At 46.0% G+C, this 15,462-nt stretch carries 11 protein-coding genes; 4 read left to right on the top strand and 7 right to left on the bottom strand.

What is annotated here, in order from left to right:
- The first annotated feature begins 212 nt into the window (after positions 1 to 212).
- On the top strand, positions 213 to 1,142 hold the full coding sequence (locus ACO0KW_RS13970) for a helix-turn-helix domain-containing protein (RefSeq protein WP_423053844.1): 930 nt from the start codon (positions 213 to 215) through the stop codon (positions 1,140 to 1,142).
- A gap of 43 nt (positions 1,143 to 1,185) precedes the next feature.
- On the opposite strand, the gene ACO0KW_RS13965 is transcribed toward ACO0KW_RS13970, so the two are convergent.
- From ACO0KW_RS13965 to ACO0KW_RS13940, 6 genes are all read right to left on the bottom strand, one after another.
- The gene (locus ACO0KW_RS13965) at positions 1,186 to 1,758 is read right to left on the bottom strand and encodes a hypothetical protein (RefSeq protein WP_423053843.1); all 573 of its coding nucleotides are present in this window, start codon (positions 1,756 to 1,758) and stop codon (positions 1,186 to 1,188) included.
- A 94-nt stretch (positions 1,759 to 1,852) separates the two neighbouring features.
- Positions 1,853 to 3,181 (bottom strand): amino acid permease, encoded by a 1,329-nt coding sequence (locus tag ACO0KW_RS13960; protein WP_423053841.1) that lies wholly within the window; start codon positions 3,179 to 3,181, stop codon positions 1,853 to 1,855.
- Between the two features lie 302 nt (positions 3,182 to 3,483).
- Positions 3,484 to 4,563, bottom strand: coding sequence for a hypothetical protein (locus ACO0KW_RS13955; protein ID WP_423053840.1), 1,080 nt, complete (start codon positions 4,561 to 4,563; stop codon positions 3,484 to 3,486).
- 56 nt (positions 4,564 to 4,619) lie between these two features.
- On the bottom strand, positions 4,620 to 5,543 hold the full coding sequence (locus ACO0KW_RS13950; protein WP_423053838.1) for a hypothetical protein: 924 nt from the start codon (positions 5,541 to 5,543) through the stop codon (positions 4,620 to 4,622).
- Between the two features lie 92 nt (positions 5,544 to 5,635).
- On the bottom strand, positions 5,636 to 6,838 hold the full coding sequence (locus tag ACO0KW_RS13945; protein ID WP_423053837.1) for a glycoside hydrolase family 27 protein: 1,203 nt from the start codon (positions 6,836 to 6,838) through the stop codon (positions 5,636 to 5,638).
- Positions 6,839 to 7,134: 296 nt separating this feature from the next.
- Positions 7,135 to 10,176, bottom strand: coding sequence for a TonB-dependent receptor (locus ACO0KW_RS13940; protein WP_423053835.1), 3,042 nt, complete (start codon positions 10,174 to 10,176; stop codon positions 7,135 to 7,137).
- Positions 10,177 to 11,032: 856 nt separating this feature from the next.
- Between ACO0KW_RS13940 and ACO0KW_RS13935 the strand changes: the two genes are divergently transcribed.
- Together ACO0KW_RS13935 and ACO0KW_RS13930 are read left to right on the top strand one after the other, a co-directional pair.
- Positions 11,033 to 13,327 (top strand): collagenase, encoded by a 2,295-nt coding sequence (locus ACO0KW_RS13935; RefSeq protein ID WP_423053834.1) that lies wholly within the window; start codon positions 11,033 to 11,035, stop codon positions 13,325 to 13,327.
- Between the two features lie 379 nt (positions 13,328 to 13,706).
- A complete protein-coding gene (locus tag ACO0KW_RS13930) occupies positions 13,707 to 14,462 on the top strand; it encodes a substrate-binding periplasmic protein (RefSeq protein ID WP_423053832.1) in 756 nt (251 codons plus the stop codon).
- A 554-nt stretch (positions 14,463 to 15,016) separates the two neighbouring features.
- Here ACO0KW_RS13930 and ACO0KW_RS13925 read toward each other — a convergent pair.
- Positions 15,017 to 15,157 carry a hypothetical protein gene (locus ACO0KW_RS13925; protein WP_423053831.1) on the bottom strand — a complete coding sequence of 47 codons (141 nt, stop codon included), beginning with the start codon at positions 15,155 to 15,157 and terminating at the stop codon, positions 15,017 to 15,019.
- An 85-nt stretch (positions 15,158 to 15,242) separates the two neighbouring features.
- Between ACO0KW_RS13925 and ACO0KW_RS13920 the strand changes: the two genes are divergently transcribed.
- Entirely contained in the window at positions 15,243 to 15,383 is a 141-nt protein-coding gene (locus tag ACO0KW_RS13920; protein WP_423053830.1) for a hypothetical protein, read from the top strand.
- Positions 15,384 to 15,462 lie beyond the last annotated feature (79 nt).

Raw genomic sequence — 15,462 nt, 5'->3', positions numbered from 1 at the left:
TTTAGGAGACCTTTACGATTTCTTATCGCGCATTATTCGCTAATATATTAATAATTCAAAATTAAATTTTAGTGGCCTCACGGTATGATAGATCTCTCAATACGTCCTGAATTCCATCGCAAATCATCACCACTATTCGGGCACACTGAGATTCGTTTGGACCACGCAAAACTCATCTATCTTTTGGATAATCGCTGTTTGAGGACCTAAACATGGCATCGGCACTGATCAATACGACGGAAGAACTGCAAAACTGGTTTCACCAAAGTGGCGTCAGTGATCCGCTACACACTTGCATCGGGCCGCTCCCCTTATCCAAGGCATCGCTAGGTCGCTGGTCTTGCAATCGGCCCGACGAACGTATTCATTCAAATTTTCCCCACCCTGATTGCTATCGGATTGCTGTCATGCTGGCACCTTTGGAAGCACGAATTTGGGATGCAGGTAGCCCAATCTGGGGTGGAATGATTGCGGCAAATCGTTTTCGGATTTGTCCGCCGGGCGAGTCCGGAAGCTGGCGCAGGATGAGCGCGTGCGACATCGTGAATATCTTTATTCCTATCACTTTCGTTGATCAGTTTGCAGCCTTGCGCGGCGACGACAAATTCAATAACAGCGCATTAAGCGCAACCTCGTTCACCCACGATAAACAGGTCTTAGAACTCGTGCATCAGATGCTGGACGCCCGCGTGATCGCAGGCCCTTTAGCAACACAAGTATGCGATAGTGCGATGACAATTTTGGTCAGCTATTTATTGGAGCATTACAGCAGACCGCAGGTACAGGACGAGTCAACTGGCGTTGCAGGTTTATCGGGTGCCAGACTACGTAAAATTTTGGCATTCATGGCTGAGCATCTCGATGCCATGACCAGCAATGCGCAATTGGCCGCGATCTGCAATATGAGTGAAGCGCATTTCTCGCGCGAATTTCGTCGTGCCATGGGATTGCCACCGCATCAGTACATGATGAAACTGCGTTTAGAACATGCTTGTCTAGCTTTGTTGCAGGAAGATGCCCGTATTGTGGATATCGCTTACGACTGCGGGTTCAATAATGCCAGCCATTTCACGCGTAGTTTTGCCGCACAATTTGGCATGCCGCCAGCGCAGTATCGCATGCAAAAGCGATGCGCAAATTAAGTCGTCGGCGCCAATACTAGCACAGCGGCCAACGATGCATTCTCTACGTATTTTTGTCGGCCCATGCTGCACGTTCTATATGGCATGGGGCCAATAAAAGATGCGATAACTGCTCTGGATCATTGGTTTGCATTTGTGCCGCAAATTCCATTAAGCGTGCGTCTTGTGCTACGCTCAATTGCATAATTAGATCACGCGCCACTTCACGTGCAGTAGGACGACCTTCCTGATATTGAGGGCTACCTTTGTAATGCGAGAGTAAATGTTCACGATGATCCTGGTACAAAGCACTAGCTTTGGTCGCTTCAAGTCTGGCTTGCTTGGCTGCGATTTCAGCATCAATTTCCGCATCAGTCTGGCAATAGCGTTTTTTCTCCGCATCATCCCAATGGGGGGTGTCGCCATGCTGTTCGCGCAGCATTGCCATAGAACGGGAATCAAGATCAATTTGCGAATGAGTGTGGATGTCTTTAAACACATGCACCAGATTTTTACCTTCGCCCTGCGTACCTTTGTAACGCATATCGGATGCAACTCGCCGCGGATTGAAACGGAATTGACGAGTGCAGGTGAGTATCAGTGTATCCATTAATGCGGCAATTTTTTTCGGGTTCATCGATGGTTCCTTGGGTTGGACGCAAGAGCAAATGTCTCACGACTATTTTTCTTTTAAAACGAGATTTTTGATGTGAAAACCTGATGTGAAAACCTTATGTAGAACCTGTTCGACGAGATACTCGTCGCCAATACTGCAATCCAAAATACAGCGGCAAGCCAACGACACCTAAAACCGTCACCCACAACATCGATTCTGTGCCGACACCAAACCACGCCCAAATACAATACGCTATCGCCAATGCTGCACCGATTGGCAAACCCCACGAGCGTTTGCTTTCACCTGCTAATTTTCCTTGATGCCATAGCTTGATCAAACCAATTGCTGCAAATAGGTAGAGCGGCATATTCGACGCTGTCACCATCACACTCAAGAAGGTAAAGCCTTGCGCTAGGCTGCGACTGTAATTCATCGCGATCATCAAGCTGGCGATGATGCCTGTCAGAATTAATGCGGCAGCAGGAGCACCGCGAGCATTGTGTTTTTTTAAGGCGGCGGGAAATACTTCATGATTCGCCATCGAGACTGTCATTTCACCCGCGATCATCGTCCAGCCATTAAGTGCGCCTAGGCCGCTGATGATAACAAACAGAGCGATCCAGCGGCCGGAGTCTGGTGTCAGATAGCGCTGGAATAAATCGACGAAAGGCGCATTTGAATTCGCCAACTCCGCTTGTGGCAGGAGCAATAATGGAATCGCCGAAACACCAATATAAATCACTGCCGTGACTATCGTGCCCACCATCGTGGCGCGAGGTATCGTGGTTTCGGGGTGGTCCACTTTACCGGCTGGTATGGTCGCACTCTCCACGCCTAACATCGCAAACAGGGCAATGGTGCCCGCAGCGGCGCTGGCTTCAAGCGACAGCGGTGTGGTCGGCAAATGAGCAACGTACAGTGAAGCGTCAGCCAGCAGCATATAGAAGCCGAGCATCAACACAGCCAACATCGGCAACAACTTCAACAAAGTGGAAATCAATTGCACGCGCCCGGATGTTTGCAGGCCACGTAAATTCACCAGTACAAAAAACCAGATCAGCGCAATCGCCGTCAGCGGCGCCAACCAGGTCGTATTCGCTAATGGTGGAAACAAGCTACTTAAATAGCCGACGATACCGATTGCCAGAGTCGAATTGGTGATGCACACCGAAACCCAGTAACACCACAAAATGAAGAAAGCAAACACATTTCCGAAAGCGGCTCGGGTGTAGGCATAGGGCCCGTCAGCTTGCGGCAAGGCACGCGCAAAACGGGCAAATACCTGAGCGATAAAGATACAGCCAACTAAAGTAATTCCCCAACCGATGAAGGCATTAAAACCGTAAGGCGCGAGCGAAGCAGGTAACATGAAAATGCCCATACCAATCACATTGCCAATAATCAGCGCCGTGCTGGTCCAGAATCCTATTGGTTTCTTATTCATTGTGGCCATCGTAATTGATCCCTGCTGTGCACCATCGACGAATGAATGAGTGTACGGATCGATGGCAATGCGGATCATGCTACGTGGTTCAACCCAGCATCGCTAGTAAATACTGCATCTGCGTGCTTCTCACTGTCGATACTGTCGCATATCGTCGCGATTTGTTGACGATTCGCATCAGGTATCGCTTGCAGGGACTGATATCTGAGCTCTATTCGGCAAAACACACCAAATAAAAAAGGCAGGTCGATGTGGTTCAACCTAACCACATCGCCTGCCCTGCAATTTCGAACTAGTGCGCACTATTCAGGAAGTTGTATTGTGATTGCCTGCTTGCCATCCCACCGTTGATCAAACAGGGTCTTCCCATACAAACGCACCTGCACTCTTTGCCCACTGGCTTTGCCAACTTTATTGCGCGTGGTAATGATATCCAAACCTTGTTGCGTGTCGCCGCCAATAGCTACGTCCTTATTCACGCCCATAGTTGCACCAACGCCGAAAGCGCGAATATTCTTTAAAGCCATCGCTGGCCACGCTTTTGGCAATCGTGGCGTCATCTTAAAGCTACGTAAACCAGTTGGTTCTATCCCAAATAGGCCTTCGGTGATGGTGCGGGCATACAGGGCGCTTTCGGCAGACAAATGTCTTTGATTACCTTCAGGCCAAGCCTCTATTGCATAAGGTATGTGTTCACCAAGCAAACGCAAATTCGAGTAATAGCGGAAGTAGGGCAGAATCTTTTCCAGCTCGCCCATCTTCATCAAGCCACGGAAGGCGTACAAGGTGGAGCGGTCCCAATAAGTTTTAGAACCTGCTTCGCTCAACAAACCATTCGCTGACCAGAGCTGTGGCGAGAGCAGCGCATCGACCGTCGCAGCTTGGCGTTCTGCCATGCCGAACACCAAGGGCAAAGCAATCCAGGCACGTAATTTGTCATTCCCTTCGTAATAACGATAGGTATCAAAACCGCCCACCTTCGCCGCAAAGTATTGATCAATCGCGCTTCTTTGTTGCTCAGCTTCTTGTTGCAATGCTTGCAGACGTGCGGTGCTGTCGGCTAAATGCATCGCGCCGATTAAACCGCCGTAGGCTAATACATTGGTGCTGAGATTAGCTTTGCCGGCGGGGAAACGTCCCTCCAATTCATCGCTATCAGAATGAATGATACCCGCTGCATCACGTTTTCTGCGAGTGAATTCTAAACACCAATCTATCAATGGGCTCAATTGCTTAGCGATGATCGCATCGCCCTGCGCTAAGGCGAATTGACTGGCACCATACGAAATCATGGCGCAATCACCACGGTCGCCCGCACCATCCCAATAGCCACGCCCTTCGGCAATAATCGATGAAGGAATAGGACGGTAGTCTGGGTTCATGAATTGCGCAAATAAACGGAAGCTATTGATTGCAGATTCGACACCACTGGCATCGCCTAGATATGGGAAGAAGGGATTCGCATATTCCGCCTGATCATTCGCCCAAATCGCTGCGTAATAACGTGTCCATGCAACAGACCACCACGGGTCGCAAAGATACTTTCAGCCGCACGGATTTTAGCGAAATCAAACATCGCATTTAAAGCAGGCTCTGGCGTTTCTAAGACCAACTTACTTCGCCACTCTTGTAATTTAGACTGACGTTTTGTTAACTGCTCGGCCACATCCACATACACCATTTCATTCGCCAGCCGCGCGCTGTAAACCACATCCACTACGGTCGTTCCACCGTCTTTTAAGTCCCCCTGACGGGCGGCTGAAGTAGCTTGAATCACATACGATCCGTGCGTACCAGCATTGGCAGCCGTGGTTTCGATTTTTTGTAGTGCAGCAAAATTAAATTGCAAGCGCTTGCCACTATGATTCTCTAAAATCAAACGTTCGATTAAGGCAGGTTCGTCGGGCGCGGGGGATAATAAACGGGTTAACTGTATGCCATTGGCTAGCTCGGACACCAAACGCAATTGACCATCGAAATGCACGCGTATCAGTTTTTCTTGCTGAACTTCCCTACCATTAATGCTTAAGCGCGGTGAATCCGGCAATGAAAATTGGCGTATCAAACTGGCATGAGTATCGTCGGGAATGGTACGCAACATAGGCCACACGACGGTGCGTTTCAATACCAAATTAGCTTGCGCGTCGCTGCCGTAATCAATGACTGCAGAGACTTGACGACCGCTCATCTCTAATTGATCGGTGTGAGCATCTTTGACCTGCCAGGCGAGCCCCCCATTTTGCAATGACCACCGTGGCGTAAAGGCGGGAATATTCGCTTGTGCACTAGCAGGTGTCGACCAGACAAAACAACTTGCAAGAAGCAAACTAGCTGCGAATGAGTTTTGAGAAGATAGGCGCATGAGTTGTATCTCGTATACGACAAAATATATGGAAATAGAGATCCCTACGCTAAGGCAAGAATCTCTTCTAATACTCAACAGAACAAAAAAGATTATAGATCCAAGCGTAGCATCACGACACCATGTGACAGCACGTCGGCAGTAAAACTGCCTTTGGCCTTCGCTAGGTTTTTCTTTTGCCACAAATCGCGCACCTTCATACTTAATTGCTCCGGCAGATTTAGCATCTCCCAATCGACGGTAATCGCTTGTGTGGTTAAGCTACGATTGAGTAAGACGATCGCTCTGCCGCCACCTTTGAGCGGGCGAGCCCAGACTTCGAGATCGCCATTTTTGAATACGCGTTTGCCTTGAATGCCAAGCACATCCTGATCGATAGCGATCACTTCTTTGTTAGTTAGAATAAATTTTGTTTCTTCTGACATGTTAGCAAGATCATTACCTGCCATCAAAGGTGCAGCCAGTATCGCCCACAAACTAAAATGCGACTTATATTCTTCAAAACTCATTTTGCCATTGCCCACTTCCAGCATATCGGGATCATTCCAATGTCCGGGGCCGGCGTAGATTTCTAAGCCGACTTGCAGATCGAGAATATCCATTACACCGTGCTCGAAAGTGCGTATGCCTTGCCAGTGATCATAAATGTCATCCGTGGTGCGCCACAGATTGCCGACATTTTTGCCCCACTCCCACGGCTTATGTAAGCCCCATTCACAAATACTCAGCACGATAGGTCTGCCCGTTGCGCGCAAAGCATCGCTAATATTTTCGTAAGTCGCTTTCGCATTTTGATCGTAAGTCGAACACCAGTCATACTTCAGGTAATCGACACCCCACTCGGCATATTTTCTGGCATCTTGGTATTCATGTCCGAGACTACCCGGACGTTTGCCGCAGGTCAGGCTGCCACCATCAGAGTAGATACCAAACTTCAATCCTTTGGAATGAATATATTCGCCTAGCGCTTTCATACCGGATGGGAAGCGTACTGGGTCAGGCAAAATATTACCCTCTTTATCCCGTCCGACTTGCCAGCAATCGTCGATCACAATGTACTCGTAACCTGCATCACGCATACCATTACTGACCATAGAATCGGCTGCTTGTTTGATCAAAGTTTCGCTCACATTGCAGCCAAATTTATTCCAGGTATTCCAGCCCATGGGTGGTGTCAACGCGAGTCCGTTACCTTGGCGTGGCGGGCGTGGTGGCGCTGCTTCAGCTTGCGCATGCTGCAGCGGCAAAACACTACTCACGATGCTGAGTAGTAAGGAATAAATTAAACGCTTCATCTTGTAGTCTCTTATTGTCTCTGGTTATCAGGTTGGTTGGTGAAAGTTACAGTGTGTTCAGGTTCTATACAGGCTGCCAGTGACTAGCTTATAGGAGCAAGTTAGATCGCATTTATGAATTAATTCTGCGTTGATATACGAAACTGGAATAGCACAGTCTAAGGCGATCTTAATGTCTCTACACACTAGCCATTCGCAAAATCGCGCGGCCGTCATCTAAAACGAAAAAAGGGGCTGACGCGAACGCCAGCCCCAAAGCTACTTGAGGAGTAGTACGGAAAACCAAAAACTAAAAATTAGAATTCATAGCGAGCATGCAAACTCATGGTGCGTGGCGGCGCGAATCCCGTTGGTATTTGATAATTCAAATTAAGACGATTGCCACTAGCTTGGAGCGTGTCCTGGCGACTATAGTCACGATTCTGAGCGATCTCGGTTACCGTGCGCGTATTAAACAGGTTGTAGATCTTCCATTGCAAAGTCAAGGTGCTGTTATTCGCTAACTTCTTGATATAAGAAAGATCAAGATTGAAAAACGTCGTCCATGGCAATAACTTACCACTACCACGATGGCCTAAAGTAGTCACACCTTGTTCATTCAAGCAGTAGTAACTAGAACCCGATGTGTAACCGCCAGATCCACCCGCTGTTGAGCCATTAGGTCCATAAAAATCTTTAACAGTTGGAGGAACATAACCTAAGCAACTAGTTGGACGACCAGACGCTGCATCAAAAACACCACCGAGACGGAAATTATCGTTAATCGCATAGTTACCATTGAGTTTGATGTGGTGGGTACGATCATTGGCTGTCCGGCCATAGGCACCATGCGTGAAGGAACCAAAGTCAAAGTCTTGCGATCCGGCTGCATCATCTTGCTGCAAATCAGATTGCACAAAGCCTTCTGCTGTACCTTCCGTACGTGACCATGTGTATGCGCCTTGTACTCCCCACTTACCATCAAATGGATGTTCGAGACCGATTTCCAATGCTTTATGGTTACGGGTATATTTCGCCAAACCTAAATAATTATTTGGAATTCTGACAGTCTGCATTTTTCCATCGTTATTCAGATCAAGTGCCAAATTCAAGTCATTGCCTGGATTGACCATCATGCAGGTTGGAATCGTGCCAGGATTAAACTTGGTATAGCCATTATCTGTTGCCCATTGTGCGATACCACCGGAAGAGCAATAGTCATCCATACCATTTTGAACCTTGCGATACACAGCCTTCACGCCAATAGTCCAATCTTTAGTCAACGCTTTTTGGAAACCCAAAATCAGTTCATCTTGTGACATGGGTTTCAAGTCAGTATCGGCCAGTGTTGCTGGATTTGGTGCCTGCAAACTACCGGTAATAATCGATGAACCAATTTGTGGGCCTAAAGTAATTGGAGCAAGTGTCTTAGGATCTTTTCCAGTAAAACTATGGAATTGACCGATCATGTATTCAGAGTTACTTGCGCGAACGCTGATATTGGATGGCACTGGAATGTAGTAACGTCCCACATTCCCATATACCTTCATGGACGCATCGCCATTGACGTCCCAAACTGCGCCCAAACGTGGCGCAATTAGATTGTCTTTCTTCAAGAAACTAACGCCATCGGCATTTTTATTGTTGAAGGCTTCAGAACGCAAACCACCGATCAAAACCACATTTTTAGCGACCTTCCAATTGTCTTCTAGGTACCAGGCATTGTTGATGACTTCATACGCACCTGTGGTGGTTTGGTAGTGGCGTACGCGAACGTATTCTGAACCATAGGGCACAGCATTTGGGACGCCATTAACTGAACCGTCTCGATTTGTTTGATCGTAGTAACGATAATAAACACCGCCACTATAGGTATAGCCTGCATTGGTTGACACAAATTTTTGGCTATCATAGCCAGCGCGGAGCGTATGACCGCCAATATTGTATTCAAGATCTAAACGCTTGCCTTTGCGACTATCGCCATCATCAGGCGCTTTCAGATCGCGCACCGTCGGATGATTGGGATCAAAACAACCGCCCTGCCATGCATTATTAAAGAAAATAGCAGGACATTCGGAACCGAAAGCTTGCGGGTCAATAAAACGTGAACTATTTTGAGTGCGTCCAATTTGCGCGGACAAGGTCAAATTATCAGTCAAATAGCCCGTGTATTTTAGAACCTCGAAATGATTCTTATATTCAAGCGAAGTCGGCGTCGCTTTACCAATATGCGTCTGGCTGTAATGGACCGGATCGACTTGATTGCCATTCGCATCTAAATAAGCGTTGTAGCCGATGCTATTACTTTTCCCGCCCGCATCAATCCCGGTAAATTCAAGGCGATGATCGTCAGAGATTTGCCAGTCAAGTTTCAACAAACCTTGAGGAGAATTATTTTGGAAATGACTACTCCCTGTATTGCCGTAGCCATCAGAATTAGTCCGATTCGCCTGCAACATACCGAACATGAACAGTTTGTCTTTAATAATTGGCCCGCCAGCTGTGACGGAAGTATTCAAGCCAGAACCTCGATTTGCTGGGTTTGTGTAATAAACATATTTATTACCGTTCTTGATATCCTCTGGCTCTCGACTAATAACGACCTTGTCGTCTTTCGTGTTTAGGCTTGAAGAGGTATAGGATGCGGTAACACCAAACTTCCATTCATTGGTACCGCGTTTTGTCGTGGAGTTGATGATACCCCCCATGGAACGACCAAATTCAACACCATAGCCACCCGTCTTGACTTGTTGCTCGTTGAGCGCCTCAAATGGCAAGCTAAAGAAGGTCATCATTTTACGGATATTCGTCACATCAAAACCATTGATGTAGTAACCGTTTTCAGCGACCGAAGAACCACCGAATGATGCCAAACCACCAAATCCGCCGACACCTTTCACCGTGCCAGGTGCTAACAAAGCGATGGAGGTCGCGTCTTGCCCAACTGGCAGTGCGATCACTTGTTTATTGGTATACACAACGTTGGATTCAGCGCTAGAGACGTCAATCGCGCTACGGATACGTGAACTAGTCACGGTTACTGTCTGTACATCATCTAGTCGAACTTCTGTACCAGTACCAATCACAACCTGCACCTCTCGAGTAACGCCACCGGAAATCACTTTATAGAAACCGGTCGGCAAACGCGGCACGGTGAAGTCACCATCTTTGCCAGCCTCAATGGTGCGGCTTGTGCCGTTTTCCAGATTGATAATTTGAATCTGTGCTTTTGCCTTGGCATGTCCAAAAATTGTGCCATCCGCATTTTGTGCATGCGCGAATCCCGCGAAGCACAAGCCAATGGCGACACTAATCGCCTTTCGCTGCAGGCCTTGTGTGAAAAATTTACTCTGCGTCATAAAATTACCTTACCAAAAAGTTGAGGGTGATATGAATTCATTCAGTGCAGTCATATGCTGCAACTTTGTCATGCAGGCCAATAAACTTAGCCAGCTTGAATTCTTCTAAGATTTTCAAAATTATTATGGCGTGATGTATCGATCAGGCACGCTGATATTCATCCGTCAAAATCTGGCTAAGAACTAATACCACTTACATGAAATCAGATTTTTCGAGCTAAATTTGCACAGACCTCCATGCAATGACACCCCACGAAAAAACTTTAAATGAGCCGAGCTAAATATATTTATGAATAAAATGTTGTGAGCTATTTCGTTTTGGAATAGCTATTCATTGACACTCTGAAGGCATGTTTTCGGTACCCAAAAGTGAACGTGGTGAAAATAAAACACTTTGATCAATGTCGGTTCAAATTTCGCAATAAATTACTAAAAATGCAAATTGAAATAATGACGATCCACCACAAATATTTTCTTTGATGAAATATTGTGCATTTTTTTAGATAGGTAATTTGGCCAGATAGCTCTAGAATTGGCTAAAAAAAACACCAACAATGAAATTTAATTTCTACAAATTAAATATCTAAGATATTTAATTTTCTTTTATTTTATTTTTTTGAAATTAAATTGATAGGCATCTGCAATAAATTCCTTCTCAGCAAGCTATTCGATTTCATCATTAGATATTTCTCAGATATATTAATAAGATGAACGGACCGCTCAATTGCAACCTACCTAATCTAAAGAAATGGCATGCCAGTCTTCGCAATTTGACGGTCGTTTTAAAGAAGCGGGCTTTGATCAACGCCAACTTTGTTGAGCAAAGACCATAAAAATATCAATCTTGGAGATAACAATGAATTACCAGTTGAAATCACTGTTGATGGTAGGCCTAGTCGGGGCTAGCCTAAGCAGTATGAGCAATACCAGTTTTGCCGCAGATCCGAAAATTACCCACATCGCGGATCACGGGTCGGAACACAAAAAGTTAAAGCAGGCACCGATGCCACAACAACGCTCAGTCCTGCCGCCGACCACTGAGCAGGTGAAGTTTAATTTGTCGCCAAGAAAAAAAGATGCCCGCTTAAACAACAAGTTGCTGACAAGCGGCGGGAACGCTGGTCTCAACAGTCTTACCCCAGCACAAGCTGCGGAATGTACAGACATGTCAAAGCTCAGCAGCTACAGCGGCACTGCGCTAGCTGACTACTTGGTGAACCTGCCTGATTTTGAATGTACCTATCCACTGTTTCAACTCAACAGCACGCAGGCAACAACGATCTACAGCGCTGCCAACTACACAGCAGTCGCAAACCGTTTAATTCAAGAAGCGAGCAACTACAATGCCAGCAACATGGCACTCGTCAATCTGACTTTGTATCTGCGTGCAGGTTATTTTCTCAGTGACACAATGAGTGCAGCACAGGCGCCAACAAGTACCAAAACTAGCATACGCCCAGCAATTGCGGCGCTGGTGAATGGCAACATCCTGTACCAATATAATCCAGTCGCATCTTCCACGGCAATCGAGGTGATGAAGTTAATCACCAACATTCGTGACGAAGCTTACTATCTGCCTAGTATCAAGAATGTATTCACGCGTTTTACCAACACGGCGAGCAATCCAAATGCAGTCAATGGCCTATTCAATTACACCGCCACAGACGGCTTTACCGGCGCTTTGATTGTGATGTACTACGCGCATTTTAGGACTGATGCCGCAAGCACTTTGCAAGACATTAGTTATGCCAACGCATTGAACGGCTTTATTGTGAATAACAAAGCAGCCTTGCTCAATACTTACTATAGCTATCAATTAAAAGATGCTGAGAACGAAGCCTTCCGCTTTATGCAGTACAGCAATTTAAAACCAGCGGTCAAGCCTATGGTGCAATACCAATTGGCGAATAGCACCATGACTGGAGCCGACAGCGATTTATGGCTAGGTGCAGCCTCTGCGGTGAAATACTATGACAATGCCAATTGCAGCGAATATGGCACCTGTAATTTTGAAACCACACTGGCTAATGTAGTATTGAAAAATAACTATACCTGCAGCCCAACCATCAAAATTCGTGCGCAAGATATGAGTGCAGCAGAACTACAAAATTCTTGCGATTTGCTGGCAGCAGAAGAAACCTACTTCCATACCATGCTACCAACCAACCGCACACCGGTTGCGAATGACAACAACAAATCTTTGGAATTAGTGGTATTTGACGACTACACCAACTACAACAAATATGCGGGCGTTATTTTTGGAATCAGCACAAATAATGGCGGTATGTACTTAGAAGGCAATCCAGCCGATGTGAATAATCAAGCGCGTTTCATTGCGCACGAAGCATCCTGGTTACGTCCTAGCTTCTCGGTTTGGAATCTGGAACATGAATACATCCATTTCCTCGACGGCCGTTTCAATATGTATGGCGATTTTGGCGCGGCAACGACTAAACCTACCGTATGGTGGATAGAAGGTGTCGCTGAATACCTGTCCTACAAAAACAATAACCAACGTGCCATCGACCTCGCAAAAACAGCCACTTACCCACTCAGCACCATCTTGGGTAATACCTACTACATGAGCGACTATGCGAATCGCGCTTATCCATGGGGCTATATGGCGGTACGCTTTATGAACGAAAGACATCGTGCTGACGTAGACGCTGTGTTGGCCAAGTTCCGTGCTGGCGATTACGATGGCTATCAAACCTATATGAACAATATCGGCACGCGCTATGACATTGAATTTGCGACTTGGGTACAAGCTGCAACGACTGCTGGCACCCCACCATTGCCTATCGATCCTGTGACTGCTTTGCCAAATTGCAGCACGCCTTATCCTTACTATCTGGGAAATAACTGTTCCTTAAAAAACGTAACTTCCGATACACAAAGCTACGTCTACGTAATGGTTCCTGCAGGTGCTAAAAATCTGAAAATCTTCACTGGCGGTGGTAGCGGCGATGTCGATCTGTATGTCAAAAAAGATGCCTACCCAAGCACCACAGCTTACGATGGCGCATCCGCCAAAGCAGGCAATAGCGAAAGCATCACATTCGCTACACCAACCGCGAATTCTTGGTACTACATTATGTTGAAAGCGAAAACGCCATTTAGTAATGTTAGTGTTGGGGCTAGTTGGGAGTAACTTCAGAATAAATTAGAAGTAAGTTGGCAGTATTTTTTTTAACCAACAATAAACTGACATCGGCAAGCAATGCGGTGTCAGTTTTTTTCTATCGTACGCAAACATCAAAGTACGACCATCGTATGAAATTTCTGTGCACGAACTGCGGACAAATATTCCTTGATCTAAACTTATTCCCAATCTTAAAACAACAATCGATTAAGTATGTTCAGTGGATTGAAAATCAAATGAAGTATTGAAAAGTACAGAGGATATGAGAAGCCCATCAGAAATTCTTCTTGTCGGAATAAATTTAGCTATAATCGATATCTCAATGTTTCGAAAAAGAGAACTAATAACCCTAACTCTCATAAGGATTAAGAATCTGGGTAGTTGCTAAATGATGGTCTTACTAAAAATTCTCCTGATAACGGCCAGCTTACTCTGTTTAAATACACAAGTACTTGCGCAGACTCCTGCCAAACCCATATTGTCTCTGTATTGCGAAGACGATAAGCCACTTCAATTTTTTGACGAAAATAAAAACCTCACTGGACTAACAGTTGAAGTCGTACAAGAAATCCAAAAACGTATCGGCAATAAAGATCGCATTCAGGTCGTACCTTGGTCACGAGGGATCGACAAGCTGAACAAGGAGCCCAATAGTCTTCTGTTCACGATGGCACGTACCCCTGATAGAGAAGATCTTTACCAATGGATAGGCCCCATCCTAATGATTGAATATGGTCTTTACGTCAAAGCGGATTCCACCATTCATATTCAGAAGCTTGAGGATGCCAAAAAAATCGGTCTAATTGGCGTGTATCGTGATGATATCCGTGACCAAACTCTCAGCAAATTAGGCTTCACCAATCTCGATCGCGCCAGCTCGGTCACCTCAAGCTTTAAAAAATTAATGATAGGCCGCATCGCCGCCTACGCCGACGCAAAAAAAGGTGTCGCCATCACGGCAAATTTAGCAGGCTACCAGGCATCCGACGTCAAACTTGCCTACGATCTATTTAAAAATTCCTTGTACATCGCTGTTTCGAAAAACACGGATGCAGCGATTGTTGCTCAATGGAATAACACCTTAGATGAAATGAAGAGAGACAAGAGCTTTCTTAAAATTCTAAAGAAATATAACGAACAGTAAACACCTCCAGATTAGATGGAAGCAACTGCACATATGGGGCCACCCAAAGGGCGATTGTTGTCAAGGTCACTAAAATTCACGAAAAAATCTCTAATGCGCATAGGGCATCAAAAGATGAAGTCATCGATTGGACTGCATCAGTGTTGAAGCGTGCCGCATAACTCTGCGTTACGATTATTCTAGATATGGTCACATAGACGACAATGGCTTCTCAGTTAGTCAGTTAGGTGCCTTCATTAAAAATCAATTTGCCAAATTGACTTCGTATGTATTTCAACATCGTCAAATTTATCTCCTTCGAGAATAATGAGTTTTTCTGTTCCTATTGTTTCACTTGATTTTAGAAAACTTAGGATTATAAGGCAGTAGATTTGGCATCATGGCAAAGATATGGCTGGCAAAGAATTGCAGCGGCAGACCGCCGTAAATTTATAGAAATAATACCCACTGTATTTCAAATACTGGTACCAGCCGACAATGATTACGCGCCGCATTGCTCGCTGGGGTAAGACTGTGTGAGGTTGAAAACATCGGTACACATACCGCGACTGGCTCTACACATAAGTCATTTTCTTCTGGGGCGAATGTAGGCCTAGAAATCCCAAACCTGCGTCGACATGCAAGAGTATCGGCGGGCGTGGTGCATCAAAATAAATCCGTACGTCGCGATTCCAGCCCGTGAAATTAATGTTCATGCGAGGTTGATCGACACTGACACCTCGCGCCTGTGGCTTTAGTAAAGGTGTCGTCTGCAGATAGAGGGAAAGTACGTCAGCGTCGATGAACCAATTCGCTGGCGATGTGCTGACTGACCAAATTATTGTACCAACACGTTGGTATCCGCTGTGGTCGCGACTACACGTCACCAAACTTGTCGCGGAACTTGCCAGATTAGGCCATGAATTGCATCCATGGAAGTAGGATTGGCGATGAGACGAATCAATTGGTCGTCGAAAGAAAACATCGAATCGCGAAAGCGAAACTGATTGCGAGTGCGAGT

The organism is Undibacterium sp. Ji22W (genome assembly GCF_049340305.1).
In the GTDB taxonomy this organism is placed as follows: Bacteria; Pseudomonadota; Gammaproteobacteria; order Burkholderiales; family Burkholderiaceae_D; genus Undibacterium.
This window is presented reverse-complemented; position numbering and strand designations above follow the sequence as displayed.

Bases quoted from the DNA above. Each gene is read 5' to 3' on its own strand.
- ACO0KW_RS13970 (WP_423053844.1), top strand. From the start codon at position 213: ATGGCATCGGCACTGATCAATACGACGGAAGAACTGCAAAACTGGTTT.
- ACO0KW_RS13965 (WP_423053843.1), bottom strand. From the start codon at position 1,758: ATGAACCCGAAAAAAATTGCCGCATTAATGGATACACTGATACTCACC.
- ACO0KW_RS13960 (WP_423053841.1), bottom strand. From the start codon at position 3,181: ATGAATAAGAAACCAATAGGATTCTGGACCAGCACGGCGCTGATTATT.
- ACO0KW_RS13955 (WP_423053840.1), bottom strand. From the start codon at position 4,563: ATGAACCCAGACTACCGTCCTATTCCTTCATCGATTATTGCCGAAGGG.
- ACO0KW_RS13950 (WP_423053838.1), bottom strand. From the start codon at position 5,543: ATGCGCCTATCTTCTCAAAACTCATTCGCAGCTAGTTTGCTTCTTGCA.
- ACO0KW_RS13945 (WP_423053837.1), bottom strand. From the start codon at position 6,838: ATGAAGCGTTTAATTTATTCCTTACTACTCAGCATCGTGAGTAGTGTT.
- ACO0KW_RS13940 (WP_423053835.1), bottom strand. From the start codon at position 10,176: ATGACGCAGAGTAAATTTTTCACACAAGGCCTGCAGCGAAAGGCGATT.
- ACO0KW_RS13935 (WP_423053834.1), top strand. From the start codon at position 11,033: ATGAATTACCAGTTGAAATCACTGTTGATGGTAGGCCTAGTCGGGGCT.
- ACO0KW_RS13930 (WP_423053832.1), top strand. From the start codon at position 13,707: ATGATGGTCTTACTAAAAATTCTCCTGATAACGGCCAGCTTACTCTGT.
- ACO0KW_RS13925 (WP_423053831.1), bottom strand. From the start codon at position 15,157: ATGAACATTAATTTCACGGGCTGGAATCGCGACGTACGGATTTATTTT.
- ACO0KW_RS13920 (WP_423053830.1), top strand. From the start codon at position 15,243: ATGAACCAATTCGCTGGCGATGTGCTGACTGACCAAATTATTGTACCA.